The sequence below is a fragment of the Amycolatopsis sp. genome (genome assembly GCF_035276945.1).
GTDB lineage: Bacteria > Actinomycetota > Actinomycetes > Mycobacteriales > Pseudonocardiaceae > Amycolatopsis_E.
In genome coordinates, this window is record NZ_DATELF010000059.1 from 73710 (window position 1) to 99249 (window position 25540).

At 68.8% G+C, this 25540-nt stretch carries 25 protein-coding genes and 1 other RNA gene; 7 read left to right on the forward strand and 19 right to left on the reverse strand.

The genetic code is table 11. From position 1 onward, the window contains the following. Nucleotides 1-459: 459 nt before the first annotated feature. A complete protein-coding gene (locus VJT49_RS09775) occupies nucleotides 460-837 on the reverse strand; it encodes a hypothetical protein (RefSeq protein WP_324164417.1) in 378 nt (125 codons plus the stop codon). Between the two features lie 180 nt (nucleotides 838-1017). Between VJT49_RS09775 and leuA the strand changes: the two genes are divergently transcribed. Continuing rightward, nucleotides 1018-2817 (forward strand): 2-isopropylmalate synthase, encoded by a 1800-nt coding sequence (gene leuA / locus VJT49_RS09780; RefSeq protein WP_324164418.1) that lies wholly within the window; start codon nucleotides 1018-1020, stop codon nucleotides 2815-2817. Nucleotide 2818: 1 nt separating this feature from the next. Here leuA and VJT49_RS09785 read toward each other — a convergent pair whose 3' ends face one another. Continuing rightward, nucleotides 2819-3733 (reverse strand): LysR family transcriptional regulator, encoded by a 915-nt coding sequence (locus tag VJT49_RS09785; protein WP_324164475.1) that lies wholly within the window; start codon nucleotides 3731-3733, stop codon nucleotides 2819-2821. Between the two features lie 77 nt (nucleotides 3734-3810). On the opposite strand from VJT49_RS09785, the gene VJT49_RS09790 reads away from it, so the two are divergent. Continuing rightward, the gene (locus VJT49_RS09790) at nucleotides 3811-4776 is read left to right on the forward strand and encodes an EamA family transporter (RefSeq protein ID WP_324164419.1); all 966 of its coding nucleotides are present in this window, start codon (nucleotides 3811-3813) and stop codon (nucleotides 4774-4776) included. Nucleotides 4777-4814: 38 nt separating this feature from the next. Here the strand turns inward: VJT49_RS09790 and VJT49_RS09795 are convergent, their stop codons facing one another. The 9 genes from VJT49_RS09795 to VJT49_RS09835 all read right to left on the reverse strand — a co-directional run bounded on the left by VJT49_RS09795 (nucleotide 4815) and on the right by VJT49_RS09835 (nucleotide 13171). Beyond that, nucleotides 4815-5468 carry a DedA family protein gene (locus VJT49_RS09795; protein ID WP_324164420.1) on the reverse strand — a complete coding sequence of 218 codons (654 nt, stop codon included), beginning with the start codon at nucleotides 5466-5468 and terminating at the stop codon, nucleotides 4815-4817. Between the two features lie 64 nt (nucleotides 5469-5532). Further along, the gene (locus VJT49_RS09800; RefSeq protein ID WP_324164421.1) at nucleotides 5533-6633 is read right to left on the reverse strand and encodes an ABC transporter ATP-binding protein; all 1101 of its coding nucleotides are present in this window, start codon (nucleotides 6631-6633) and stop codon (nucleotides 5533-5535) included. Nucleotides 6634-6797: 164 nt separating this feature from the next. Next, on the reverse strand, nucleotides 6798-7790 hold the full coding sequence (locus VJT49_RS09805) for an ABC transporter ATP-binding protein (RefSeq protein ID WP_324164422.1): 993 nt from the start codon (nucleotides 7788-7790) through the stop codon (nucleotides 6798-6800). Between the two features lie 3 nt (nucleotides 7791-7793). Next, on the reverse strand, nucleotides 7794-8729 hold the full coding sequence (locus VJT49_RS09810) for an ABC transporter permease (protein WP_324164423.1): 936 nt from the start codon (nucleotides 8727-8729) through the stop codon (nucleotides 7794-7796). Further along, nucleotides 8726-9730 (reverse strand): ABC transporter permease, encoded by a 1005-nt coding sequence (locus VJT49_RS09815; RefSeq protein WP_324164424.1) that lies wholly within the window; start codon nucleotides 9728-9730, stop codon nucleotides 8726-8728. Before VJT49_RS09815 ends, VJT49_RS09810 begins: the two co-directional genes overlap by 4 nt. An 86-nt stretch (nucleotides 9731-9816) precedes the next feature. Further along, complete coding sequence (locus VJT49_RS09820) at nucleotides 9817-11481, reverse strand: ABC transporter substrate-binding protein (RefSeq protein ID WP_324164425.1); 1665 nt, start codon at nucleotides 11479-11481, stop codon at nucleotides 9817-9819. A gap of 130 nt (nucleotides 11482-11611) precedes the next feature. Beyond that, the gene (locus tag VJT49_RS09825) at nucleotides 11612-12193 is read right to left on the reverse strand and encodes a uridine kinase (protein WP_324164426.1); all 582 of its coding nucleotides are present in this window, start codon (nucleotides 12191-12193) and stop codon (nucleotides 11612-11614) included. Further along, nucleotides 12190-12783, reverse strand: coding sequence for a recombination mediator RecR (gene recR, locus VJT49_RS09830; RefSeq protein WP_324164427.1), 594 nt, complete (start codon nucleotides 12781-12783; stop codon nucleotides 12190-12192). Before recR ends, VJT49_RS09825 begins: the two co-directional genes overlap by 4 nt. Nucleotides 12784-12805: 22 nt before the next feature. After that, entirely contained in the window at nucleotides 12806-13171 is a 366-nt protein-coding gene (locus VJT49_RS09835; RefSeq protein WP_324164428.1) for a YbaB/EbfC family nucleoid-associated protein, read from the reverse strand. 120 nt (nucleotides 13172-13291) lie between these two features. Here VJT49_RS09835 and VJT49_RS09840 point away from each other — a divergent pair, with 120 nt between their 5' ends. Continuing rightward, nucleotides 13292-14074 (forward strand): N-acetylmuramoyl-L-alanine amidase, encoded by a 783-nt coding sequence (locus tag VJT49_RS09840; protein ID WP_324164476.1) that lies wholly within the window; start codon nucleotides 13292-13294, stop codon nucleotides 14072-14074. A 24-nt stretch (nucleotides 14075-14098) separates the two neighbouring features. Here the strand turns inward: VJT49_RS09840 and VJT49_RS09845 are convergent, their stop codons facing one another. Next, nucleotides 14099-14239 (reverse strand): hypothetical protein, encoded by a 141-nt coding sequence (locus VJT49_RS09845; RefSeq protein WP_324164429.1) that lies wholly within the window; start codon nucleotides 14237-14239, stop codon nucleotides 14099-14101. A 5-nt stretch (nucleotides 14240-14244) separates the two neighbouring features. Further along, nucleotides 14245-14685 carry a hypothetical protein gene (locus tag VJT49_RS09850; RefSeq protein WP_324164430.1) on the reverse strand — a complete coding sequence of 147 codons (441 nt, stop codon included), beginning with the start codon at nucleotides 14683-14685 and terminating at the stop codon, nucleotides 14245-14247. 41 nt (nucleotides 14686-14726) lie between these two features. Here VJT49_RS09850 and VJT49_RS09855 point away from each other — a divergent pair, with 41 nt between their 5' ends. Further along, nucleotides 14727-15140, forward strand: coding sequence for a hypothetical protein (locus tag VJT49_RS09855; RefSeq protein ID WP_324164431.1), 414 nt, complete (start codon nucleotides 14727-14729; stop codon nucleotides 15138-15140). Here VJT49_RS09855 and VJT49_RS09860 read toward each other — a convergent pair. The 6 genes from VJT49_RS09860 to VJT49_RS09885 form a co-directional block, all read right to left on the reverse strand. After that, nucleotides 15137-17038: a DNA polymerase III subunit gamma and tau gene (locus VJT49_RS09860; RefSeq protein ID WP_324164432.1), complete on the reverse strand. Its 1902-nt coding sequence runs from the start codon at nucleotides 17036-17038 to the stop codon at nucleotides 15137-15139. The genes VJT49_RS09855 and VJT49_RS09860 overlap by 4 nt on opposite strands. A 162-nt stretch (nucleotides 17039-17200) precedes the next feature. Then, nucleotides 17201-17299, reverse strand: an RNA gene (gene ffs / locus VJT49_RS09865) — signal recognition particle sRNA small type. 10 nt (nucleotides 17300-17309) lie between these two features. Beyond that, on the reverse strand, nucleotides 17310-19190 hold the full coding sequence (locus VJT49_RS09870; RefSeq protein ID WP_324164433.1) for an ArnT family glycosyltransferase: 1881 nt from the start codon (nucleotides 19188-19190) through the stop codon (nucleotides 17310-17312). Further along, nucleotides 19187-20440: a bifunctional glycosyltransferase family 2/GtrA family protein gene (locus VJT49_RS09875; RefSeq protein WP_324164434.1), complete on the reverse strand. Its 1254-nt coding sequence runs from the start codon at nucleotides 20438-20440 to the stop codon at nucleotides 19187-19189. Before VJT49_RS09875 ends, VJT49_RS09870 begins: the two co-directional genes overlap by 4 nt. 150 nt (nucleotides 20441-20590) lie before the next feature. Next, on the reverse strand, nucleotides 20591-22123 hold the full coding sequence (locus VJT49_RS09880) for a sensor histidine kinase (protein WP_324164435.1): 1533 nt from the start codon (nucleotides 22121-22123) through the stop codon (nucleotides 20591-20593). After that, entirely contained in the window at nucleotides 22101-22847 is a 747-nt protein-coding gene (locus VJT49_RS09885) for a response regulator transcription factor (protein ID WP_324164436.1), read from the reverse strand. The genes VJT49_RS09880 and VJT49_RS09885 overlap by 23 nt, the downstream gene beginning before the upstream one ends. A 190-nt stretch (nucleotides 22848-23037) precedes the next feature. Here VJT49_RS09885 and VJT49_RS09890 point away from each other — a divergent pair, with 190 nt between their 5' ends. The 3 genes from VJT49_RS09890 to VJT49_RS09900 all read left to right on the forward strand — a co-directional run bounded on the left by VJT49_RS09890 (nucleotide 23038) and on the right by VJT49_RS09900 (nucleotide 25501). Further along, the gene (locus tag VJT49_RS09890) at nucleotides 23038-23628 is read left to right on the forward strand and encodes a hypothetical protein (protein WP_324164437.1); all 591 of its coding nucleotides are present in this window, start codon (nucleotides 23038-23040) and stop codon (nucleotides 23626-23628) included. A 113-nt stretch (nucleotides 23629-23741) separates the two neighbouring features. After that, nucleotides 23742-24857 carry a sensor histidine kinase gene (locus VJT49_RS09895; protein ID WP_324164438.1) on the forward strand — a complete coding sequence of 372 codons (1116 nt, stop codon included), beginning with the start codon at nucleotides 23742-23744 and terminating at the stop codon, nucleotides 24855-24857. After that, nucleotides 24848-25501 carry a response regulator transcription factor gene (locus VJT49_RS09900; protein ID WP_324164439.1) on the forward strand — a complete coding sequence of 218 codons (654 nt, stop codon included), beginning with the start codon at nucleotides 24848-24850 and terminating at the stop codon, nucleotides 25499-25501. The genes VJT49_RS09895 and VJT49_RS09900 overlap by 10 nt, the downstream gene beginning before the upstream one ends. The last annotated feature ends 39 nt before the right edge of the window (nucleotides 25502-25540 follow it).

Sequence of the window (25540 nt, forward strand, 5' to 3'; positions counted from 1 at the left end):
GGCGGTGAGCCGCACTACCCCGGAGGTCCACGCCCGCTGGGGCGACGATCTCGCCGCCGAACTCGCCGCGCCTGACCTCCGCGTCCTGGCCATGGAGCACCGGGATGAGACCGTCGGCGCGATCCAGTGGTCGGAAGAGGGCGATCCGCGATACCGGCACGCATCCATCGACATCTACCTCGCGATCCGCGCGTGCATGGGCAGGGCCTGGGCACCGACGCCCGTGCGGACCCTCGCCCGGCACCTGGTCGACGAGTTCGGCCACCACCGGCTCGTCATCGGCCCCGCCCCGACAACGAGGCGGCGATCGCCTGCCACGCCAAGGTCGGATCGGTGTCATGCGCCAGTACGAGCGCGGCCCGGGCGGCACCTGGCACGACGGCTTGCTGATGGATTCGCTGGCCGACGAACCGCACTGGAAACCAGCAACGAGCGCCAGTGGCCACCGGCTCCTTCGGCTCAGGATGTGGCGGCGCCGCCGAGACGGCGGATGATCCGGGCAAGGATGCTGGAGACGATCAGCCAGAACAGTGCGGCGACGCCGTAGTTCACCAGCACGCGCAGCTTTTCGTCGTCCGGCTGGAACAGGTCCTTGAACCCGATCGCGAGCGTGTCGGCCCAGCCGCGCATCCACGACACGATGCCGTTGGCCGGGTTCGCCGAACCCACCACGAAGATGACGTGGAGCACGAGGATGGCGGCGAAGATCAGGCCGGCCCAGCGGACGACACCCGCGAGCAACAAGACACCCTGGTCCTTCACCCGGCGCCAGTCCACGTCGGCAGCTCGCTCGGTACGCGGCGAGTGGTTGTCGGCATCTTCGGCGTGCTCGGCCATGCGGGGAGTCTGACACGCCGATTACTACCCGTCAGTAGGATCAGCGATAACGGTTGGATCTCATACCCGGCTTCCAATATCAACTTTCTCCCGATAGGGTGGCTTCCGTGGCACGCGCTCTCCTGCTTCGCTGCCGCGACGGGGCCTGATCAGACCGGCCCCCCGTCGCGGGTCTCAGCGATGCCGCCGGTCGCCGTTGACGACAACCCGGCAGGAGAACTATCCGTGAACAACATCCGCAAGCCGTCCCGTCCCGCGCCCGCCGACCAGCCGGTCTGGAATCCGCAGCGCGGCAGTTCGATGCCGGTACACCGGTACAAGCCCTGGTACCGATTGGTCGAGGACATCGACCTGCCCGACCGGACCTGGCCCGCAAGCCGCATCGAGCGCGCGCCGCTGTGGTGCGCGGTGGATCTGCGCGACGGCAACCAGGCGCTGATCGACCCGATGTCCCCGGCCCGCAAGCGCAAGTTCTTCGAACTGCTGGTACGCATGGGCTACAAGGAGATCGAGGTCGGCTTCCCGGCGGCGAGCCAGACCGACTTCGACTTCGTCCGCGAAATCATCGAAGAGGAAGCCATTCCCGAGGACGTCCGGATCCAGGTGCTGACCCAGTGCCGGCCCGAACTGATCGAGCGGACGTTCCAGGCGCTGGAAGGCGCGCCGCGCGCGATCGTCCACATCTACAACTCGACGTCCATCCTCCAGCGCCGGGTGGTGTTCCGCGAGGAACGGGAAGGCATCAAGAAGATCGCGTTGCAGGCCGCCGGCCTGGTCGTGGAATACGCGGCGAAGTACTCCGACACCGACTTCCGGTTCGAGTACTCGCCCGAGTCCTACACCGGCACCGAACTGTCGTACGCGGCCGAGGTGTGCAACGCGGTCACCGACATCTGGCAGCCGACGCCGTCGCGCCCGGTCATCCTGAACCTGCCGTCCACTGTGGAAATGGCCACACCCAACGTCTACGCCGACTCCATCGAATGGATGGGCCGCAACCTGGACCGCCGGGACTCGGTGATCCTGTCGCTGCACCCGCACAACGACCGCGGCACCGCGATCGCCGCCGCGGAGCTCGGGTACCAGGCCGGGGCCGACCGGATCGAGGGCTGCCTGTTCGGCAACGGCGAGCGCACCGGGAACGTCGATCTGGTCGCGCTGGGCATGAACCTGTTCAGCCAGGGCATCGACCCTCAGATCGACTTCTCCGACATCGACGAGATCAAGCGCACCGTGGAGTACTGCAACCAGTTACCGGTGCACGAACGCTCGCCGTGGGGCGGTGACCTGGTGTTCACCGCGTTCTCCGGCAGCCACCAGGACGCCATCAACAAGGGCTTCGACGCGCTGAACGCGGCCGCCGAGAAGGCCGGGGTACCGGTCGACGAGTTCGGCTGGGAGGTCCCGTACCTGCCCATCGACCCCAAGGACGTCGGCCGCACGTACGAGGCCGTGATCCGGGTCAACTCCCAGTCCGGCAAGGGCGGCGTCGCCTACATCATGAAGACCGAGCACGGGCTCGACCTGCCACGCCGGCTGCAGATCGAGTTCTCCCAGGTGGTCCAGCGGCACACGGACACCAGGGGCGGCGAGGTCGACCCGGCCACCATGTGGAACGCGTTCTCGGCGGAGTACCTCGAGCCGCGATCCCCGCTGGAGCTGCTCAGCCAGCACGTCACGGCGAACGGCGACTACCGGCTGAACGCCGTCGTCCGGCTGGACGGGGACGAGCAGGAGATCGTCGGCACCGGCAACGGGCCGATCGCCGCCTTCTTCGACGCGCTGGCGACGATCGGCTTCGACCTGCGTCTCATGGACTACAGCGAGCACACGCTCACTCCGGGCGACGACGCACAGGCCGCGTCGTACATCGAGTGTGCCATCGGGGACAAGGTCTACTGGGGCGTCGGGGTCAACCCGTCGATCGTCACCGCGTCGCTGCGGGCGGTGGTCTCGGCCATCAACCGCGCCCACCGGTAGGTCACCGAGGGCCACCTTCGACGGCAGCGGCCACTTCCGATCGCAGGCAGGACAGGACGGTGGACACGGCGGGCCGCCCGGAAGCACCGGTACGCAGCACGGCTTCGACGTGCCGGCCCGCCCGGATGCTCGAGAGCGGGCGGCGCGTCAGCCGCCCGCTCTCGACGTCCATCGTGTAGCGAGGCAGCAGCGCGATCCCCAGCCCGGCCGCCACAAGTGCCTCCGTGATCCGGAAGTCGTTGATGCGCTGGACGATTCGCGGCCGGATGCCGGTGCGCACCGCCAGCGAGCGCAGCACGTCGTCGACCGGGAACCCGACGTCCACCGAGATCCACCGCTCCCTGGCCAACTCGGCCAGCCCCACGTCTCCACCGGAAGCCAGCGGATGGTCGGACGGGAACGCGACGTCAAGGGGTTCCCGCAACAGGTGCACGACCTCGAGGCGGTCGGCTGGGAAGGGCTCGGCGTGCTCGTCGCGATGTGCGACCACGATGTCGAAGTCCGCGACCAGCGCGGGTACCTCGGGTGGCGTCATGTCGACGTCACGGACGTCCACGTCCAGACCATCGAACTGGGCGACCCTGCGGAGCAGACCAGGAAGCATCAGCAATGCGGCGGACGGGAAGATGGCCAGCCGCACGCGTCCGCGAGGTGCGCGCCGGTAAATGTCTAGTTCGGCCTCGGCGCGATCAAGTACGGCCAGCACCTCGTCGGCCCTGATGACCAGTGCCTGTCCAGCGTCGGTGAGGCGGAGTCCCCGCCCCGCCGGTTCCGTGAGCGGCAAGCCGACCTCGGCCTGTAGTGCGCGGAGCTGCTGGGAAACCGCCGACGGCGTGCAGTTCAACGCCCGTGCCGCGGCCGTCACACTGCCTCTGTCGGCGAACTCCCGCAGTGCCCGCAGCCTGCCGATATCCACGTCCATCAAGCATAGCTGAACGGTTTGTTAAATCAATATCGATTGTTCTTGACAATGGACGGCGACAAGCTGTGTCCATGAGTTTGCGCGATCGCTTCCTGGCCATCGGCGTCGCCCTCCTCTGGGGTATCAACTTTCTCGCCATCCACGCCATGCTGGGGCAGTTCCCACCCCTGCTCGCGGGCGCGCTCCGGTTCGCGGTCATCGCGGTGCCCACGATCCTGTTCATCCCCCGGCCGAAGGTGCGTCCGGGCTGGCTGATCGGCTACGGACTCGGATTCGGCACCGGCCAGTTCGCGTTCCTGTTCCTGGCCATGGACGCGGGCATGCCGACCGGACTCGCTTCTTTGGTGCTCCAGGCGTCCGCGCCGTTCACCGTCGTGCTCGCCGGGTCGTTCCTGCGCGAACGCCTGTCGGCCCGGCAACTGACCGGGATCGCGCTCGCCGTGGGCGGAATGGCCATGATCGCCTGGCATCGCGCGGAGGCCGCCGCCCTGCTCCCGGTACTGCTCACCCTGCTCGGCGCGCTGAGCTGGGCCATCGGCAACATCTGCACCCGCCAGGCCCGGCCGGCCAACCCGCTGCACCTGGCGCTGTGGATGTCGGTCGTGCCGCCGATCCCGATGTTCGCGCTGTCCCTGCTGTTCGAGGGACCAGCGGCGCAGTGGCATTCGCTGGCGACCCTGGGCACCGCGAGCGGGTGGCGCGGCCTCGGCGGGCTCGCCTACGTGGTGATCGTCGGCACGGTGATCGGCACCGGCGTCTGGGTCACGCTGATGCGCCGCAACGCCGCCGGGGTGGTGGCACCGTTCTCCCTCCTCGTCCCGGTCGTGGGGATGACCGCGTCGTTCCTGCTGCTCGGCGAGCGCCCGGCGGTGATCGAGGTTTTCGCCGGGATCGTCGTCGTCGGCGGCGTGCTACTGGGCTCGCTGCGCGAACGCCGGCGGTCGGCGAGGGAGCCCGCGAGTCCGGCTCTCACGACGCGCGAGTCCGGCTCTCGTGACGCTCTCGCACACGCCGAACGGGGGACTCACGCGCGCTGAGAGGGGGACTCGCGGCGGCGAGTGGGGACTCGCGGGGGTCAGCGGTCGGCGGTGGCGGCGGGGCTGGCGGGCTCCTCGTCCTCCTGGTGACTGCCGTGGGTCATGCGCTTCTTGACCACCACGCTGATGATCAACCCCGCGACGATCGCGATTGCCAGCGCCACGTACGAGAACCGTGAAAGCCACTTCTCGGCCGCGATGCCGAGGAAGTACACCGCCGCCGTGGTACCGCCGGCCCATACGATGCCGCCCAGGGCGTTCGCGGCGAGGAACTTCGGGTAGCGCATGTGCAGCGACCCGGCCAGCGGTCCGCACAGGATCCGCAAGATGGCGACAAACCGCCCGAAGAAGACCGCCCACACACCACGTCTGGCGAAGATCCGTTCGGCGTTGGCAACGTGCTCGGGACCGAAGTGTTTCGGGAACTTCCGCCCGGCCCAGTCGAACAGGCGCTTGCCACCCCGGCGCCCGATCGCGTACCCGATGCTGTCGCCGACGATCGCACCGGCACTCCCGCAGACGCCCACCCACAGCGGGTCGATACCGATGTGCCGGGAGGACAGCAACGCGGCACTGACGAGCACGATCTCACCCGGCAGCGGGATGCCGAGGCTTTCGAAGCCGATCACCCCGCCGACCATCAGGTACACGACGAGCGGCGGAATCGTCTCCAGCCAGTGGTCGATGTGCAAAGTCCAACCCCTTTTGTCGAGATCCCCTTGCAGTGCAGGGTACGCGGAAGAGGTCGCCGAAGCGTCAGGGTTCGAGCATCTCGGTCACGGACGCGGCGCGTGGGACCGCATCGGGGTTCACCGGGACCTCCGTTTCGACCAGTTCGGGCCGCACCTCGTGCGGCTCGATCCGGCCCGCCCGGATGTCCTCGGCGTAGTGGCAGGCCACCCGATGTCCCGCGCCGATTTCCCGCAACCGGGGACGCTCGGTGCCACACCGGGTTTCCTGCCGCCACGGGCAGCGCGTGTGGAACCGGCAGCCGGACGGCGGCGCCGCGGGTGAGGGCAGGTCACCGGCCAGCAGGATCTGCTCGCGGTTGTCCTCCACCACCGGATCGGGCACCGGGATCGCCGACAGCAGCGTCCGGGTGTAGGGGTGCGCCGGCTCGGCGTACAGCGTTTCCGAATCGGTCTCCTCGACCAGCGAGCCCAGGTACATCACGCCGATCCGGTCGGAGATGTGCCGGACCACCGCCAGGTCGTGCGCGATCACCAGGTAGGTGAGCCCGAGCGACTCCTGCAGGTCCTCCAGCAGGTTGATCACCTGGGCCTGCACCGAGACGTCCAGCGCCGACACCGGCTCGTCCGCCACGATCAGGTCCGGTTCCAGGGCCAGCGCCCGCGCGATGCCGATGCGCTGCCGTTGCCCGCCGGAGAACTCGTGTGGGTACTTGCGCAACGAGGTTTTCGGCAGTCCCACCGCGGACAACAGCTCGCGCAAACGTTTGCGCGCACTTTCCTTCGACTTGTCGAGGCCGTGCGCCCGCATGCCCTCGACCAGGATCGACTCCACCGACTGACGCGGGTCGAGACTGGACAGCGGATCCTGGAAGACCATCTGCATCCGCCGCCGCATCTTCCGCAGCGACTCGCCCTTCAACGTTGACAGATCGACACCATCGAAGACGACCCGGCCACCGGTCGGCTCGACCAGCCGCAGCAGGCCGCGGCCGAGCGTGGTCTTGCCACAGCCGGACTCGCCGACCAGGCCGTAGGTCTCCCCGCGCTGGATCTCCAGATCGACCCCGTCGACGGCGTAGACGTGGCCGACCGTGCGGTCGAGCACGAGACCCCGCTTGATCGGGAAGTGCACCTCGATGCCTTCCACGCTCACCAGGGCGGTCATGAGTCCACTTCCTCCTGTGTCATGCGGGACACCCGCACCCGGTCGTCATGTGGGACACCCGCACCCGGTCGTCATGTGGGACACCCGCACCCGGTCGTCATGCGGGACACCCGCACCCGGTCGTCATGCGGGACCGCCGCGCCCGGGGGCTTCGCCAGTGTCGCTCATCGGCGCTCCGCCGCCGCAGTCAGCGGGCCGACGGGGTTGTGGCAGCGCAGCATCCCGCCGTTGTCCGGTTCGAGCTTCGGGCTCACTTCGCGGCAGCGGCCCAGCGCGTTCGGGCAGCGTGGGGCGAAGGCGCAGGCCTGATCCCACGGAATGTTGTCCGCGACCGACCCCTTGATCGGTACCAGTTTCTCGCCGCGCGGCGCGTCCAGCCGCGGGATCGACGCGAGCAGCCCGTGCGTGTACGGATGGCGGGAGGCGCTGAACAGCGCGTGACGGGAGGCCCGTTCGACCACCCGGCCGCCGTACATCACGTTCACCTCGTCGCAGAGCCCGGCGACCACGCCGAGGTCGTGCGTGATCATGATCAGCGCGGTGCCCGTGTCCCGCACCAGTTCGGACAGCAGCGCCAGGATCTGCGCCTGGATCGTCACGTCGAGCGCGGTGGTGGGCTCGTCGGCGATGAGCAGCCGGGGACGGCAGGCCAGGGCGATGGCGATCAGCGTCCGCTGCCGCATCCCGCCGGAAAGCTGGTGCGGGTACTCAGACAGGCGCCGCGACGGGTCGGGGATCCCGACCCGGTTCAGCAGATCGGCCGCCTCGGCCCGCGCTTGCCGGCGGGCCATCCCGCGATGCCGCTCCAGCACCTCGGTGATCTGCAGACCGATCGGGATCACCGGGTTCAGCGAGGACAGCGGGTCCTGGAACACCATGCCGAGGTCACGGCCGCGGCGGTCACGAAACTGCTTGTCGGACAGCGTGAGCAGGTCGGCTCCCTCGAACCGGACCGAGCCACGAACCTCGGCGCCGCGCTTGGGCAACAGCCCCATGATCGCCAGCGCGGTCACCGACTTCCCGCTGCCCGACTCGCCGACCAGGCCGACCGTCTGGCCGGGCTCGACGTCGAAGCTCACGCCGTCCACCGCGGTGAACGGCGTCGTGCCCTTGCGGCGGAACACCACCGAAAGGTCGCGGACTTCCAGCAAGGCCATCCGTTACCGCCTGTTCTTCGGGTCGAGCGCTTCGCGCAGTGACTCGCCGAGCAGGGTGAAACCCAGCGCCACCAGGATGATCGCGATCGCGGGATAGAACGCGAGCTCCGGCTTGACGTCCAAATAGGACTGTGATTTACCCAGCATCAGGCCCCACTCGGCCCGGCTCGGGTCCGAGTCGCCGAGGCCGAGGAAGGACAGTGCGGCCGCGTCGATGATCGCGGTCGCCAGGGTCAGTGTCGCCTGCACGATGACCGGGCCCATCGAGTTCGGCAGCATGTGCCGGAACACGATGGTGCGCCGCCGCACGCCCAGCGCGGTCGCGGCGAGCACGTGGTCGCTGGACCGCTGGGCGAGCATCGCGCCGCGCAACAGCCTCGCGAAGATCGGCACGTTCACCACCGCGACCGCGACAATGACCGTCCACTGTGTACCGTGCGCGAACAGCGCGGCGATCGAAATGGCCAGCAGCAGCGAGGGAATCGCGAGGAGGATGTCGGTGAACCGCATCAGCAACGTGTCGACCCAGCCACCCGTCGCGCCGGACAGCCCGCCGATGACCATTCCCACGGCGACACCGATCAGCGTGGCGCACACGCCGACGATCAGTGTCTGCTGAGAGCCGACCAGCAGCCGCGAGAAGAAGTCGTAACCGTTCTGGTCACTGCCGAGCACGAAACCCGGCATCGGGCCGGGAATCGAGTCCGGCCGCAGGGTGGCCCTCAGCTCGTCGTAGGGAATGTAGGGATTCTTCGGGGCCAGGAACGGCGAGAAGATCGCCAGCAGTACGAAAAGGACGGTGATGACCGCTCCGGTGATCGCCACCGGGCTGCGCGACATCCGCTTGAACGCGTCCGCCGCGAGGCTGGTCCCACCCGAAGACGAGGCGAGGTCGTCGATCCGGCCGGCCTTGCGCTTGAGCGGTTTCGGGGCCGTCATCGCACCCGCATCCTCGGATCGATGATCGCGTAGGAGATGTCGACCAGCAGGTTGACGATCACGTACACGAGTGCGGCCAGCAGCAGCAAAGCCTGCAGCCGTGGATAGTCGCGGCGCGCGATGCCTTCGGACATCAGCGATCCCAGCCCCTGCCAGTTGAACACGGTCTCGGTGAGCACGGCCCCGGCGAGCAGCAGGCCGGTTTGCAGGCCGATCGTGGTGGACACCGGCAGCAGCGCGTTACGCAGGATGTGCCGCTGCCGGATCACCGTCGTGGTGAGGCCCTTCGACTCCGCGGTGCGCACGAAGTCCTCCTGCTGCACGTCCAGCACGGAAGCCCGGGTGATCCGCACGATCACCGCGAACGGAATGCTGCCCAGCGCGATCGCCGGCAGGATCAGGTGTTTGATCGCGTCCCACGATGCGTCGAACTCGCCGGTGAGCACGCCGTCGAGCACGAAGAACCCGGTGAGGTGCGTGGCGTCGATGGTCACGTCCTGCCTGCCCGAAGGCGGCAGGATGCCGAGTTTCTGCGCGAAGACGTACTTCAGTAGCACACCGAGGAAGAACACCGGGACGGCGACGCCGACCAGCGTGGTCATCACCGTGGCGTTGTCCAGGAACCGCCCGTGGTAGCGCGCGGCGAGGTAACCGAGTGGAATGCCGAACGCGACCGCCAGTACCAGCGCGCACACCGAAAGCTCGATGGTGGCCGGGAATCTACGGCCGATCTCGGCGAGCACCGAGTCCCCGCTGGCCAGCGAACTGCCGAAGTCACCGGTCAGCACGCGGCCGAGGAACTTGAAGTACTGCACGAAGATCGGCTGGTCGAGGCCGAGAATCCGGTTCATGTCGGCGATCTTGGCGGGGGTCGCCTTGTCGCCGAGCAGCGCGCCCGCCGGGCCGCCGGGCAGCAGGCGCAGCCAGGCGAACACCAGGATGGACAGCACGAGCAGAGTGGGAATCACCTGGAGCAACCGGCGAATGATGAATCTCAGCATGTGATGGGGCCCTTGACGAGGGGCACTCCGGGCGAAGTGTCCTTATACCGCGAACGGTAAGGACACTTCCCCCCCAAAGCGCCGGATCAGCCCTTCGAAACGGTCGCGAAACGCTCGTCGGTGAGCGGCGACGGGACAAGGCCGTGGACGTTCTTCGCCACCACGATCGCCGGCGGCGACGAGGTCAGCGGAACCGCCGGCACGTACTGCGAGATCAGCACGCTGGCCTGCTCGTACGCCGACTTCTTGGCATCCGGGGTGACCTGGGCGTCCGCAGTGGACAGTGCGGAGAAGATCTGCGGGTTGTTGAACCCGAACTCGCTCTTCTGCCTGCCGAAGAAGGTACCGATGAAGTTGCCCGCGTCGGCGTAGTCACCGGTCCAGCCGAGCAGGTGGAGGTCCTGCTTGCCGGTTTTCTGCACGTCGTCCTTGTAGCCGCCGTTCCACGGCTCCTGCACCACGTTCACCTTGATACCGACCGCCTTGAGGTCGTCGGTGATCGCCGCGCCGATATCCACCGGGCTCGGCATGTACGGCCGGGTGACCTCGGTGGGCACGTAGAAGTTCAGCGTCAGGTCCGTCGCGCCCGCGTCCGCCAGCAACTGCTTCGCCTTGCCCGGGTCGTAGTCGAACTTCGCGACCGAGTTGGTGTGGCCGGCCACGTTGTTCGGCAGGAACTGGTCCTGGGCGTAGGCGCCTTCGGGCAGCTTGTTCTTCGCGAGTTGCTGCTTGTTGATCGCGTACTCGATGGCCTGGCGGACCCGCACGTCGGTCAGCTTCGGGTTGTTCTTCTGGTTGATGGCGAGGTACAGGATGTTGAACGCGGGCCGGATCAGCACCTGGTCACCGGCCTGCTTGAGCGAGTTGTAGTCGGCCGGGCTCGGGAAGTCGTAGCCGTCGATCGTGCCCGCCGCGAGCTCCTGCTTGCGCGCGTTCTCGTCCGGGATGATCTTGAAGATCAGCTTGCCGACCTTGGCTTTGTCACCCCAGTAGTCGTCGTTGCGGACCAGGGTGACGGTGTTGTTGGTCTTGTCGAAGCTGTCGAACTTGAACGGGCCGGTGCCGGTCGGGTGCTCGGTGGCGTACGCGGGGTAACTAAAAGAGTCGCCGCTCTGGGTGACGTTGTCCGCGTCGTACTTCTTCAGCGCGTCCGGGCTGGAGATGCTCAGCGAGGTGAGGCCGAACGCGTCCGGTAGGGCGCCCTTGGCCTTGTTCAGGTTGATCACCGCGGTGGTGTCGTCCTTGGCCTCGCAGGACTTGTAGACCGGGCTGCCGGTCGCGTCGCCCTCGTTCTTGGCGAAGCCCTCGAAGACGTCGCCGTAGTAGATCATCTGGCTCTGCGCGGCGGCGCCCTTCATGTTGTACCACCGGTCGAAGTTGAAGCAGACCGCGGCGGCGTTGAACGGGGTGCCGTCGTGGAACTTGACGCCCTGCCGCAGGGTGAACGTCCAGCTCTTGCCGTCGGGACTCGGCGTCCACGCGGTGGCCAGGTCGGGCTCCAGTTCCGTGGTGCCGGCCTTGTACCGGACCAGGGTGTCGTACATCTGGCGGATGGGCCGGAAGCTCTCACCGTCGTCGTTGAAGATGGGATCGAAGTTCTTCGGCGCACCGGCGGCGCCGAAGACGAGCGTGTCGTTGACACCCTCACCCGAGCCGCGCTTGGACCCGCACGCCGCCATCGAGACCGTAAGTGCGCCCGCAAGCCCGATCAGGGCAACGCGGCGCAGTCTGGCCACCCGCTTGGGGAGCATGGTGAAACTCCTTGTGAAGGTTGCAGTTGGTGATCGCCGACCCTAGCCGGAACTTGGCCAGTGTTTAAGCATGCCAGGTTACGATCGCGATACTTAAAAGGTGAACGAATCACACTTTCGAGCCTAACGATCACTCACCGTTTCCAAAGTAGCCGGTTTGGCCGCCATGGGTTAGACCACACAGGTGTCCGTACTCGCGGGTACGGTCCGCCGCGAACCAGCCCCGCTCGAACGCCTGCCAACGCTCGAGATGCGACCGGGTCGCCTCCCCGTCCCGCGCGACGGCGCGTTCCAGGCGGGCCCGCTCGCCCGGACCATCGAGCCAGCACAGCCCGGACAGTCTTGGTCGTAGCGACGCACGGCCCGCCGACACGCCCTCGAGGACCAGCACGTCCGGTGGCTCGATCGTGAACCACTCACCCGGTCTCGCGGTGCCGGTCGACCAGTCCAGCCCGCGATAGCTCGCCGGCCTTCCCTCGGCAAGTGGTTCGAGCACTTTTGAGACGAGTTCCGGCCACCACGCCACAGGGTTTTCCCAGGTCGCGAAGTCGTCCGTGCCGACAACAGCGGTGACGGCCCCACGCGCTTCGAATTCGCCGCGCAACGCCTGCGCGAAGGTCGACTTGCCGGCCCCCGACGGCCCGTCGACCGCCACAAGCCACACCTGCCCCAGCCTCGGTGCCCCACCGAGCACCCGGTCGATGAACGTCACAAAGCCCGGCGGCCCGACAACGCGCGGCCGAGCGTGAGTTCGTCGGCGAACTCGAGGTCGCCGCCCATGGGCAGGCCCGACGCCAGCCGCGTGACGGTCAGGCCGGGGAAGTCTCGCAGCATGCGCACGAGGTAGGTGGCGGTCGCCTCGCCCTCGGTGTTCGGATCGGTCGCGATGATCACCTCGGTGACCTCACCGCCGATCCTGGCCAGCAGCTCCCGGATGCGGAGCTGGTCGGGGCCGATCCCGGAAAGCGGATCGAGCGCGCCGCCCAGCACGTGGTAGCGCCCCTTGAACTCGCGCGTGCGCTCCACCGCGAGCACGTCCTTCGGCTCCTCGACCACACAGATGACCGTGGCGTCGCGGCGGGTGTCCCGGCAGATCCGGCACTGCTGCTGCTCGGAGACGTTGCCGCAGATCTCGCAGAACTGCACGCCCTCACGGACCTTGCCGAGCACGTCCTGCAGCCGCGCGATGTCGGCGGGATCGGCGGCCAGCAGGTGGAACGCGATGCGCTGCGCGCTCTTCGGACCGATGCCCGGCAGATGGCCGAGTTCGTCGATGAGGTCCTGAACTACACCCTCGTACAAGCTGCGCCCTGTCCGTGCCCGCTCAGCCGAGCCCGGGCAGCCCGAGGCCGCCGAGATCGGGCATACCGCCCCCGCCGAGCGCGCCGGCCACCGGGCCGAGCTTCTCCTCGGTGAGCTTCTGCGCGTTCTTCGTGGCGTCGCGCACCGCGGCGACGACCAGGTCGGCGAGGGTTTCGGTGTCTTCGGGGTCGACCACCTTGGGGTCGATCGTGAGGTTCTTGAGCTCGAGGCTGCCCGAGACGGTCGCGGTGACCAGGCCGCCGCCGGACGTACCGGTCACCTCGGCCCGCGCCAGCTCCTCCTGCGCGGCGACGAGTTGCTGCTGCATCTGCTGCGCCTGCTGCAGGATCGCCTGCATGTCGGGCATGCCACCACCGGGTTGGACCATGATTGCCGCTTTCCGATCCGTGAGGGAATTGTGGTCTTGACCCAGCGTATCTCGCGCGCGTATGGCACCGTGTTGCCCGTGCGGTGCGGTCGCCTGGTACTCCTGACGCTCGTGGGATCGATGCTGCTCACGGGATGCCAGGGCGGAGGCGCGGCCGCGGGGACGCCGACCTCCGTGGCGCCGACTTCCGCCTCGGTCTCGGCCCCCGCCGCGTCGAGTTCGTCCCCGGCGCCGTCGAGCACCACCACCACCATCGCCGCCCGGGTCGTGGTACTGGACCCCGGGCACAACGGCGGGAACGCGCGGAACCCGAGCGTGATCAACAAGCCGGTGCCCGCCGGACGCGGGCAGACCAAGCCGTGCAACACCACCGGGACCGCGACGAACGCCGGGTACAGCGAACACGCGTTCACCTGGGACGTGACCCAGCGGGTCGGTGCGAAGCTGTCGGCGAAGGGGATCCGGGTCGTTTACACGCGGGACGACGACAACGGTGTCGGTCCGTGCGTCAACGAGCGTGCCGCGATCGGGAACCGGGCCGGGGCCGCGGCGGTGGTCTCGATCCACGCCGACGGGTCGGATTCGGCAGGAGCGCACGGTTTCCACGTCGCCTACTCGAACCCGCCGCTCAACGCGGCACAGGGCCAGCCGTCGATCTCGCTGGCCCAAACGCTGCGGGACAGCCTGCGCTCGGGCGGCTTCGCCGTGTCGAACTACCTGGGTGGCAACGGGCTCGCGCCACGCAACGACCTCGCCGGGCTCAACCTGTCCGAGCGTCCCGCGGCACTGATCGAGTGCGGCAACATGCGCGACGCCACCGAGGCCGCTTTGATGTCCACAGCGGACGGTCGGCAACGCTATGCGAACGCGATCGCCGCCGGCGTCCTCACGTATCTCTCCTGAGCGGTTACTGTGCCGTGTCCGGGGCTAACTGATCCGGCGGCGTACCCAGGCGAGGGTGGCGACACCGAAGAGGACGGTGAGGACCAGCAGGCCGCTCGCTTCGATCACCTGGAAGTCCCAGAACCGGCTGATCGGTTTCCCACGGCGTGTAGTGGTGGTCGACAAGCCACTCATTCGAGCCTTTGACGATGTTCCGCGGCAGCTGCGCGGCGACCCTGGCCAGGTCTCCGGCCGTTCAGGTCGGTCCACCAGGTGCTCAGAATCCATTTCCCGGCCGGCCCTCCGGTCGCCTGATCCGTGATCGGGGGCATGAACCGCGGGCGGAGAACCAACACCGTCACGAGGGCGACCGCGAAGCCGGTCGCGGCCATCGCGGCTACCGTGCGACGAAGCACGGCGCCGAAAAACGCACCCAGAACGAACACGAACAGGGTGCGGGCGGCGAAGACGATCCCGTCGACCTCGGCCGCGGAACCGCTGATGCCGCCGGCCAGCTGGGTGAACGACGCATGCCACCAGTGGAAGAGCCGCCTGAAGGCCAGTGACGCCGCCGTGACCGCGCCACCGAGCACGACCAGCTTGGTGATCGTCCCACCGGGCTGGCCTCCCACCCGGCCAGGGCCGGCAGCCGACCGCGCAGCCTGACCGGCAGGTGGGCCTGAGCCGTTCCGCGGCGATCGTGGATGACCGGCAGCGGCTCCGCGACCGCGTCGGCCCGTTCGGCGGGACCGGTCAGCAGGTCGTCCACCTCGCCGGCCACCTGGACCCGGCCGCCGGACAGCACGATGAGGTAGTCGCAGACCCGCTCGAGTTCGGCTACCACGTGCGAGGAGAACACCACGGAAAGCCCGTCCGACGCGACCGCGGCCATCAGGACGGCCATGAACTCATGGCGGGCGAGAGGATCGAGCCGGCCAGCCGTTCGTCGAGCACGAGCAGCTCTGGCCGCTTGGCCAGGGCGAGCGCCACCCGGGACTGCTGCCCGCCGGAGAGCTTGCCGCACGGCAGTGGCGTCCAGCACCAGGCCGTTCCGGACGGTCAGTTCAACCGGGGTTCGGCCCGCTAGTCGAGCGGGCGGGCGCCGAGGTGTTCGGCGAGGAGTTTGTGCGCCACGGCCTCGGGGTCCACGGCGGGAACGGGAAAATCCGTGGACATGGCTTCTTCGGCGAGCATTACTTCCTCGTCGTCCGGCTCGGGAGGCAGCGGGATGTCAGGCTCGGGCCGCTCCCGCACGGGTGCCGGAGCGGGCGTGGGCTGGGCGGCGGGGCGCTGGTAAGAGCGTTCCGGCGCCGGGCGATGGGGCGGATTCGGTTGCGGGCGCGGGCCGGGGTTCGCCGGACGGGCCGAGCCACCGCCACCCCCGCCGTGCACACAACGCACCTGCCAGGTGCCACCGAGCACCTCGTGCAGCGCGGCGGCGATGAAGTCGGCGTTGCGCGGTTCGGACAGCCTGCGCGCCAGCGGTTCCGCGGTGTGCGCCAGGACCACGGTCGAGCCTTCGACGCTCTGCACCGTCGCGTTGGTGAGCATGGCTTCCGTGCTGCGGCTGGTCTTGCGGATGGCCGCCAGCAACGCCGGCCAAGCCCTCCGCACCGCCGTCTCGTCGATGACCCCGGGGGCACTCGCCGCGGGTTCCGGCGCCGGGGGTTCCGGTGCCGCGACGGGTTGGGCGGGCGGTTGCGGCGGGCGAGCCGGTGTCGTCGGCGCGGGCTGCGGAGTCACGGCCCGCTGCGACGGCCGCTGAAACGAACGTTCCGGAGCCGGAGACGGGGCCTGCTGCCCGTCGGCGGCGGGTGCGGCGGGCGCGGCGGCCCGTCGTTCGAGTCGTTCGAGCCGGTGCAGCAGCGCGGACTCGTCGTCGGAAACGCCGGGCAGCAGCATCCTGGCGCACAGCAACTCCAGCAGGAGCCGGGGCGCGGTCGCCCCCCGCATCTCGATAAGTCCATTGTGGACAATCTCGGCGTACCGGGTGAGCGTGCCGAGGCCGACCCGCTCCGCCTGGGCGGTCATCCGGGTCAACTCCTCCTCGGGCGCGGAAACGAGGCCACGGGAGGTGGCGTCGGGCACCGAGCGCACCAGGATCAGGTCGCGCAGCCGGTCGAGCAGGTCGGAGGCGAAACGGCGGGGATCGTGACCGGCCTCGGTGAGCCGCTCGACGGTGCCGAACACGGCCGCGGAGTCCTCGGTGGCGAGCCCGTCGATCATGTCGTCGATCAGCGCCACGTCGGTGACCCCGAGCAGTGCGACCGCACGCTGGTAGTCGACCCCCTCCGGACCCGCGCCGGCCAGCAGCTGGTCGAGCACCGACTGGGTGTCCCGCGCCGAGCCGCCGCCCGCCCGGATCACCAGCGGGTACACGGCCGGATCGACATGGATGCCCTCGGCGGCGACGTTGCGTTCGAGCAGATCCCGCATCGCGCTCGGCGGGATCAGCCGGAACGGGTAGTGGTGCGTGCGGGAGCGGATGGTGGGCAGCACCTTGTCCGGCTCGGTGGTGGCGAAGATGAAGATCAGGTGTTCCGGCGGCTCTTCGACGATCTTGAGCAGGGCGTTGAAACCCTGCGTGGTGACCATGTGCGCCTCGTCGATGATGAACACCCGGTACCGCGACTCGGCCGGCGCGTAGAAGGCGCGGTCACGCAGCTCGCGCGCGTCGTCGACACCACCGTGACTGGCCGCGTCCAGCTCGGTGACGTCGATGCTGCCGGGCCCTTCCGGGGCGAGCGCGCGGCAGGAGTCACATTTGCCGCACGGGTCCGGCGTCGGCCCCTCGGCGCAGTTGAGCGAGCGGGCCATGATCCGCGCGCTGGAGGTCTTCCCGCAGCCGCGTGGTCCGGAGAACAGGTACGCGTGGTTGATCCGCCCGGCCGAGAGCGCGGTGCGCAACGGTTCGGTGACGTGCTCCTGCCCGACGACCTCGGCGAAGGTCGCCGGACGGTACTTGCGGTAGAGAGCCAGAGCCACGAGGCGAGAGTACCGGCATCCACCGACATCCGGCCCCGCTGGTCCATGGCCCACGACCCGGTCGTGGTGCCGATCGTGGCAGGTCGGGAAATCGAACGTCACGAAAGCCCGACTCGGACGTCACGAAAGGCCGACTCGCGTGTCACGGAAGGCGGACTCGCGGGAAAGAAGGGGACCCCCGCACCCGTCAGAGCCTGCTTATCCTTGCTGCCTTCCGGCCCTGGGGAGGTTCACAGGATGGACGCCGCGGGGGTCCGTGGCCCAGTGTAGGTCAGGGCGATGCGAGGGGCTTCGTCAGGTCGTACAGCGTCGCACTACCGACCGTCAGCGACTGGAAGTTCTGCCGCACCCACGAGGCGATCGAGCTGGAGCCGCCTCGCCCACCGAAACCACCGAAACCACCGAAACCACCGCCCATGCCGCCGGAGACGTAGTAGGTGATCTCGTGGTTGGCCACGTACTGCTCGAACTCCTCCGGGGTCGGCGCCGGGTCGCCACCGTTGAAGCCGCCGATCGCGATCACCGCCTTGTCCGAGTACAGGGCAAGGCCCGCGGCCGACTGGGAGCCGGTGGTGGCCGCCGCCCACTTCGTGGTGGTCTGCTTGAGCAGCGAGATCAGCTCGCCCTCCGGCTGGCCTTCCCCACCGGGACCACCACCGAAACCACCCATACCGCTGCCTTCGGGGCCGGACGTCGGGATCGACCCGGTGTGCCCGTGGCCGGCGGTAGCGAGCGCGTAGGACGCCGAGCCGAGCAGGCCGGTGCAGGCCGCGACGACCGCGAGGACGATCCCGGCGTTACGTAGCCGGTCGATCCCGAACAGCAGGCCCGCGACGACGAGTGCGGTCAGCAGCAGGATCAGGTACCGCAGCCACGGCTGCCAGGACGAGTCGCGGTCCAGCAGGATGAAGTCCCAGACGCCGGTCGCGGCGGCCATCACCGCCAGCACGACCCTCGCCGCGTAGTTGTGCCGGCCGCGCCACAACTCGACCGCGCCGATGCCGGCCATGCCACCGATCCCGGGCGCGAGCGCCACCGTGTAGTACGGGTGGATCGTGCCGCTCATGAAGCTGAAGACCAGCGCGGTGACGACCAGCCAGCCACCCCACAGCAACAGCCCGGCGCGGCTGACGTTGGTCCGGGGCGCGAACCGGGTGAACCACAGGCCGGCGACGAGCGCGATCAGCGCGGCGGGCAGCAGCCACGAGACCTCCGTCCCGAAGGTCTGGCCGAACATCCGGGTGACGCCGGTGGCGCCGCCGAACCCGGTGTTGCCACCGAAGCGACGACCACCGTTGCCCTCGCCACCGAAGATCCGGTTGAGCCCGTTGTAACCCAGTGCCAGCTCGAGCGCGCTGTTGTTGGTCGACCCGCCGATGTACGGGCGGCTCGACTCCGGCCAGAGCGCCGCCGCGGCGAGCCACCAGCCGCAGGAGACGACCACCGCGACGGCCGCGCCCGCGAGCTGCAGCAAGCGCTTACCCAGCCCGGCCGGCGCGGCCACCAGGTAGACCAGGGCGAAGGCGGGCAGTACCAGGAACGCCTGCAGCATCTTGGTGAGGAAGCCGAAACCGACCGCGGTCCCGGCGAGCAGCAGCCATTTCGTGCCCGCCTTTTCCAGTGACCGCACCACGCAGTAGGCGGCGGCGACGAGCAGGAGGGTCAGCAGCGCGTCCGGGTTGTTGAACTTGAACATCAGCGCCGCGACCGGGGTGAGCGCGAGCGCGGTCCCGGCGAGGAGCCCGGCGACCGGGCCCGACGTGCGCCGGACGGCCGCGTAGAGCAGGTACACCGAGCCGACCCCGCACAACGCGTCCGGCAGCAGCATGCTCCAGCTCGAGAACCCGAAGATCCGCCCGGAAAGCGCCATCATCCACATCGCGGCCGGCGGCTTGTCGACCGTGATGACGTTGCCCGGGTCCAGCGAGGCGAAGAGGAACGCTTCCCAGTTCTTCGTTCCGGCTTGGACGGCCATCGCGTAGAAGTCGTTGGCGTAGCCCGAGGCGGTCAGGTTCCACAGGTACAGCACGGCGGTCGCGAGCAGCAGGACGGCCACGGCGGGACGAACCCATCGTGGCCGGCCTGGTTCGCGAGTGGCTGCGACGGGGCCGGACCCCACGATCAGGGGTGGCGCGGCGGACGCAGTCGTCATCGGCGAACTTCTCCTATTCCATTCTTGCGGAAGACCCAGTTGCGGAACAGCAGGAAGCGGAGCACCGTCCCGGCCAGGTTGGCCAGCACCAGCACCGCGATCTCCGCGACCCGGCCCGGTTCCACGGACGCGTGCAGCGCGGCGAGCGAACCACTGGTCAGGGCGAGCCCGAGGCCGAACACGATCAGTCCTTCGAACTGGTGCCGGCCCGCGCTCGACGAACCGCGGACGCCGAAGGTGAACCGCCGGTTGGCGGCGGTGTTGCCGATCGCGGTCGACAGCAGCGAAATCAGGTTGGCCACCTGTGCGCCCATGGTGCCGCGCAGCAGAACGTAAAGCACCAGGTAGGCAAGGGTGCTGGTGACGCCGACCGCGGTGAAGCGCACGAGTTGCGTCGCCAGTTTCGGGGACACGCCCGGTGTCGAAACCTCGATCGGACGGCGACCGAGCTGTGCGCGGATCTGGCTGATCGGCAAGGTACCCTTCGCGAAGGCCCGGAGCATGCGGGCGACCCCCTTGAGGTCGGCGGTGGCGGTGCCCACGATGTCGACCGACGAGTCGGGGTCGTCGATCCAGTCCACCGGGACCTCGTGGATGCGCAGGCCCGACCGCTCGGCGAGGACGAGCAGTTCGGTGTCGAAGAACCAGCCCCCGTCCTCGACCAGCGGCAGCAGTCGCCTGGCGACATCGGCCCGGATGGCCTTGAAACCGCACTGTGCGTCGGAGAACTTCGCGGCGAGCGTGCCCCGCAGGATCAGGTTGTAGCAGCGGGAAACGAATTCGCGCTTCGATCCCCGCACGACCCGCGCGCCACGCGCCAGCCTCGAGCCGATCGCCAGGTCCGAGTGACCGGAGATCAGCGGAGCGACCAGCGGCAGCAGCGCGGCGAGATCGGTCGACAGGTCGACGTCCATGTAGGCCAGCACTTGCGCGTCGGAGGAGGACCAGACGGCGTTCAGCGCGCGTCCCCGGCCCTTCTGGTCGAGGTGGTGGACCTCGACCTCGGAAATCTCGTCGGCGAGACGGCGGGCGATGGCGAGGGTGCCGTCCGTGCTGGCGTTGTCCGCGACCGTGATCCGGTAGCGGTACGGCACCACCTCACGAAGGTAGGCGTGCAATCTCCGCACGCACGGATCAAGGTCCTTTTCTTCGTTGTAGACGGGGATGACGACGTCGAGAACCGGGGGTGAGCTTCCTTCGGGTGAGTCGGCCCGCGCCGCTGCGGGGGTAGCGTCTGCGGAGATCGTCATGCCAAGAAACTTGGCCCGTGGCCATGTGGTGACCATGTGGCCGAGCTGTGCGGAGGCTGTGAACCCGGCAGTGATCAAGGTACGTTTTGCCCGCCAGCACCAGGTGCCGATCGCACGTTTCGAATGCGGCCTGACTTCACATGGCCGCGATCAACGGCTGTTTCGCAATTCCCCTACCGGGGCGAAATGCGCGGCCGGGCTGAACGCCGGGAAGCACACGATGACCTCGGTCCGGCCCGGCTCGCTGGACACCCCGACTTGACCGTTGTGCGCGCTCACCACGGCGGCCACGATCGCCAGCCCGAGGCCCGTGCTGCCCGCCACCCGGGAACGCGAATTGTCGCCCCGGGCGAACCGCTCGAACACCTCGGGCAGCACTTCCTTCGGAATTCCGGGACCGTTGTCCATGACCGTCAGGGTCACCAGGCCGCCGGTTTCGGCCAGTTTGGTGGTCACGACCGTGCCCGGGGGCGTGTGCGTGCGCGCGTTGTTCAGCAAATTGATCACGACCTGGTGCAACTGGTCCGGGTCGCCCAGCACCGTGATCGGCTCGGCGGGCACGTCCAGCAGCCACCGGTGGTCTCCACCGGCGACATGCGCGTCGGACACCGCGTCGGCGATCAGCCGGGAAAGGTCCACCGGCTCGTGGACCCGGCGGCGTCCCGCGTCGAGGCGGGCGAGCAGCAGCAGGTCCTCGACCAGCGTCGTCATGCGCGCGGACTCCGCCTCCACCCGCCCCATCGCGAAAGCGATGTCCGGCGGCACGGCGTCTCCGCTACGTCGGATGAGTTCGGCGTAGCCGCGGATGGACGCCAGTGGGGTGCGCAGCTCATGGCTGGCGTCGGCGACGAACTGGCGAACCCGGCTCTCGCTCGCCTGGCGGGCGCTGAGCGCGGCGGCGACATGTTCCAGCATGCGGTTGAAGGCGGCGCCGACCTTGCCGACCTCGGTCCGCGGATCGGTGTCCTCCTCACGCACCCGGACCGAAAGCGCCACTTCGCCCTTGTCCAGCTGGATCTCCGAGACCTGGGCGGCGGTGCGCGCGAGCCGCTCCAGTGGGCGCATGGTCCGGCGGATGGTGATCGCGCCGACCGTGCCGGCGAGCAACAGGCCGCCGAGCGCGACGCCGCCGAAAACGAAACCGAGCTGCCACAGGGTCGTCGTGATATCGCGCATCGGCAGACCGAGGATCCGGATGGCGCCCTTGGGCAGATGTTGCGACACCACCCGGTACGAGCCCAGCGGGTCACCGAGGTCGACCGTGCGGATCTTCCCGTCGGGCGGCAGGCCCACCAGTCGCGCTTGCTGACTGCCAGACAGCGGGTCGCTGGGGAAATCGCCCGAACCGGGGTGGGGGGTGCCGCGGATGACGCCGGAGCGCACCGAGCCGTCGGCGTCGATGAGCATCCCGAGGGTCTCGGCGCCCAGCCCGGGCACCTTCAGAAAGTCGGGCGGGGGCGCGTTCGGCGTGGAGAAATGCATGTCGGGAGGTGGCTCCCGCACCCGCTCGTTGGCGGCCGCGAGCCGGACGTCGAGCTGATGGACGAGGAACTGGCGCAACGCCACCTCGGTGACCACCCCGACCACCAGGCAGACGACCGAGAGCAGGGCGATGAGCTGCGCGATCAGCTTCCCGCGCAGCGAAGAGGGCAAAAACCGTTTAAGTGGCCGGTTTGAGGACATACCCCGCGCCACGCATCGTGTGGATCATCGGCTCCCGGCCCGCGTCGATCTTCTTGCGCAGGTACGAAACATAGAGTTCCACGATGTTGGCCTGGCCACCGAAGTCGTAACTCCACACCCGGTCGAGGATCTGGGCCTTCGACAGTACGCGCTTGGGGTTGCGCATGAGAAAGCGCAGCAACTCGAACTCGGTCGCGGTGAGCGAGATCGGCTCGCCCGCGCGCTGCACCTCGCGGCTGTCCTCGTCGAGCGTCAGATCGCCCACGACCAGCGTCGATCCCTCGTGGGCCGAAACCACCCTCGACCGGCGCAGCAGGGCGCGCAGCCGGAGCACCACTTCCTCCAGGCTGAACGGCTTGGTCACATAGTCATCGCCGCCCACGGTGAGACCGGCGATGCGGTCCTCCACCGCGTCGCGCGCGGTGAGGAAGAGCACCGGGAGATTCGGCGCCTCCGCCCGCAGCTTGGTGATCACCTCGAGACCGCTGAAGTCCGGCAGCATCACGTCGAGCACGACCGCGTCCGGCCGGAACTCGCGGGCGATGCGCACCGCTTCGGTACCCGTGCCCGCGCTCCGGATCTCCCAGCCCTCCATTCGCAGGGCCATGGACACGAGCTCGGCGATCGAAGGCTCGTCGTCGACGACGAGAACGCGAACCGGCGACCCGTCGGCGCGCCGCAGGTCGGCTTTGCCCAGAGAGGAGACGGCGTTCATCGAGATCATGGTGCCATCTTCGGTGTCGCTGGTTGGCCGTCGCTGTGTGAATCCTTTGTGTTTCCTGTGAACGAATTCTCGTGATCTCGCCGTACACAGGTATGACCCATCCCGGGCACAGGTTCCGCACAGGAAAACTGCCGAATCTGGTCGCGGTAAGGGCGATACCACCCGCCGTCGCATTCGTGGAGAGGAAACGATGACTACCGAGCCGACGACCACACCCCCGGCTCCCCCTGCCTGGGGTGATCCTGGGCCCCCGGCGCCCAAGTGGTCCGGCGGGAAGACCGCGGTGGCCGCGGCGGTGACGGTCGCGATCGTCGCGGTGGGCGGGGCCGCGATCTACGCGGGGACCTCGGCGAACAACAGCAGCGGGCTGCAGGGCCCGCGCGGCATGCGTGGCTTTGGCGGCCCGGGTGACCCGATGGGCGGGTTCGACGGCCGTGGAGGCGGAATGTCGTTGCCGGTCAACGCATTGCACGGCGACTTCGTCGTGTCGTCGGGTGGCAGCTATCTCACCGAGCGCCTACAGCGGGGGACGGTAAGCGCGGTCAGCGCCACCTCTGTCACCGTGAAGAGCGCCGACGACTACACGCAGACCTACACGATCGACTCGTCGACACGGAAGGCGAACGACGTGGCGACCGGCGCGGAGGTGACCGTGATCGCCAAGGTGTCCGGCGGCACGGCGACCGCGACGACCATCACCGACGGCGAGCAACAGGACGGCCCGGGCGGCTTCCCGCACGGCGGCAACGGTCAAGGTGGTCAGGGAATCCCGAACGGGTAGCGGAACTCCGGCACCGCTACCACGGGCGGCATGCAGGCCATAGGGGCACCTCGCAGCGTCGCGAGTCCACCGAATGTCGGCGTGTCGTCGCCCGGGTGTGTCAAGGTGATCGGGTGCGGGATGTCAGCGGGTCACTGACGTGGCAGTCGATACTCGTCTCCGGGATGTGCGTGGTGTCCGACGCGGGGATCTTCCTGATCATCGGCCCACCGCTGGACGACTGGCGGGTGTGGACGGTGCTGGTCGCCTGCGTGCTCGCCGACGCCGCGCTGACCGCGCCGGCCAGGCTGTCCGGGCTGGTGGCCGTCGCGCACGCGGTGCTGCTGGTCGCCGGCCCGCTGCTGACGTCGACCCGGGTAACGAACAACGCCGGAGTGTTGATCGCCGGTTACCGGGCCGGCGCCTGGCTACGCACCGGTCCGGCGCTGATCGCGCTCTCCACGCTGATGGCGGGGATCGTGACCTGCCGGGTGCAGGCGGGCAGCCGGATCGTCCAGGACTGGCGGCTGACCGTTCTCGACGCGCTCACCAGTAGCTTGCTGCCGTGGCTGGTCGGCCGCTACACGACCGCCCGCCGTGCCTACATCTCCGATCTCGAGCGGCGCGAAACCGAGGCCGTGCGCCGCGCGGTCGCCGAGGAGCGCAGTGCCATCGCCCGCGACCTGCACGACGTCATCTCGCATCATGTCAGCGCGATCGGGATGCACGCCGGTGCGGCCCGGCTCGGCCTCGGCGAGGGAATTGGCCCGGTGTGGTGCTCCCTGACCGCGGTCGAGTCGGCCAGCCGCTCGGCGATGGCCGATCTGCGCAGGCTGCTGGATCTCCTGCACGGCCAGGACACCGACGCGCGCCGCCAGCCTGGTCTGGAAAACCTCGGCGAACTGCTCGACGGGCTCCCGGCCCGCCTGGGCATCCGCGGCAAACGGCTCGAACTACCCGGATCGCTGGACATCGCGCTCTACCGGATCGCGCAGGAAGCGCTTACCAACGCGCTGCGGCACGGCGACGGCGGGATCGTGGAGGTCGAACTCGCCTACGGGGACGACGAAGTCGCGCTGAGCGTCAAGAACGACGTGAAGCAGCGGGAAAAACGGGCCGGCGAGCGGCACCACGGCCTCACGGGGATCCGGCACCGGGTGGCGCTCTACGGCGGTCACCTCACCTACGGCCCCGAAGGGGATTCCTGGCGAATCCGCGCCGCGTTCGGCCTGGAGTCCGGATGCCGGTGAGAGTGCTGCTGGCCGACGACCACGCGCTGTTCCGCTCGGGACTGCGCGCGGTACTGCACACCCAGCAGGACCTGGACTGCGTCGCGGAGGTGGCGGACGGCCGCACCGCGGTCGGCGAGGTCGCCCGGCTGCGCCCCGACGTCGCCGTGCTCGACGTTCGAATGCCGAAATTGGACGGTCTCGCCGCGACGGAGGAGATCCTCGCCGCCCCGGGCAACGACACGAAGGTGCTGGTGCTCACGACCTACGACTCGGACGACTACGTCTACCGCGCGCTGCGCGCCGGGGCAAGCGGGTTCCTGCTCAAGAGCCTGCCTCCGGAGGAGATGATCTCCGCGGTGCGGGTGGCGGCGCGGGGAGACGCGCTCATCGATCCGTCGGTGACCAGCCGCCTGATCACCCGGTTCGCGACCAGCATCGAGCCGCCCGCCACCCCGCCGGGAGGCGCGCGGCTGACCTCACGGGAACGCGAGGTGCTGCTGCTCATCGCGAACGCGCGCAGCAACGCCGAGATCGCGGCGGAGCTGAACGTCGGCGAGGAAACGGTGAAAACGCACGTTTCGCACGTGCTGGCCAAGCTCGGCCTGCGCGACCGTGTGCACGCGGTGGTCTATGCGTACCGGCACCGCTTGGTGCACCCGTAGGCGTGTCTCCCCCGAGGGAGGGATCGCCGGTCCCTCTTT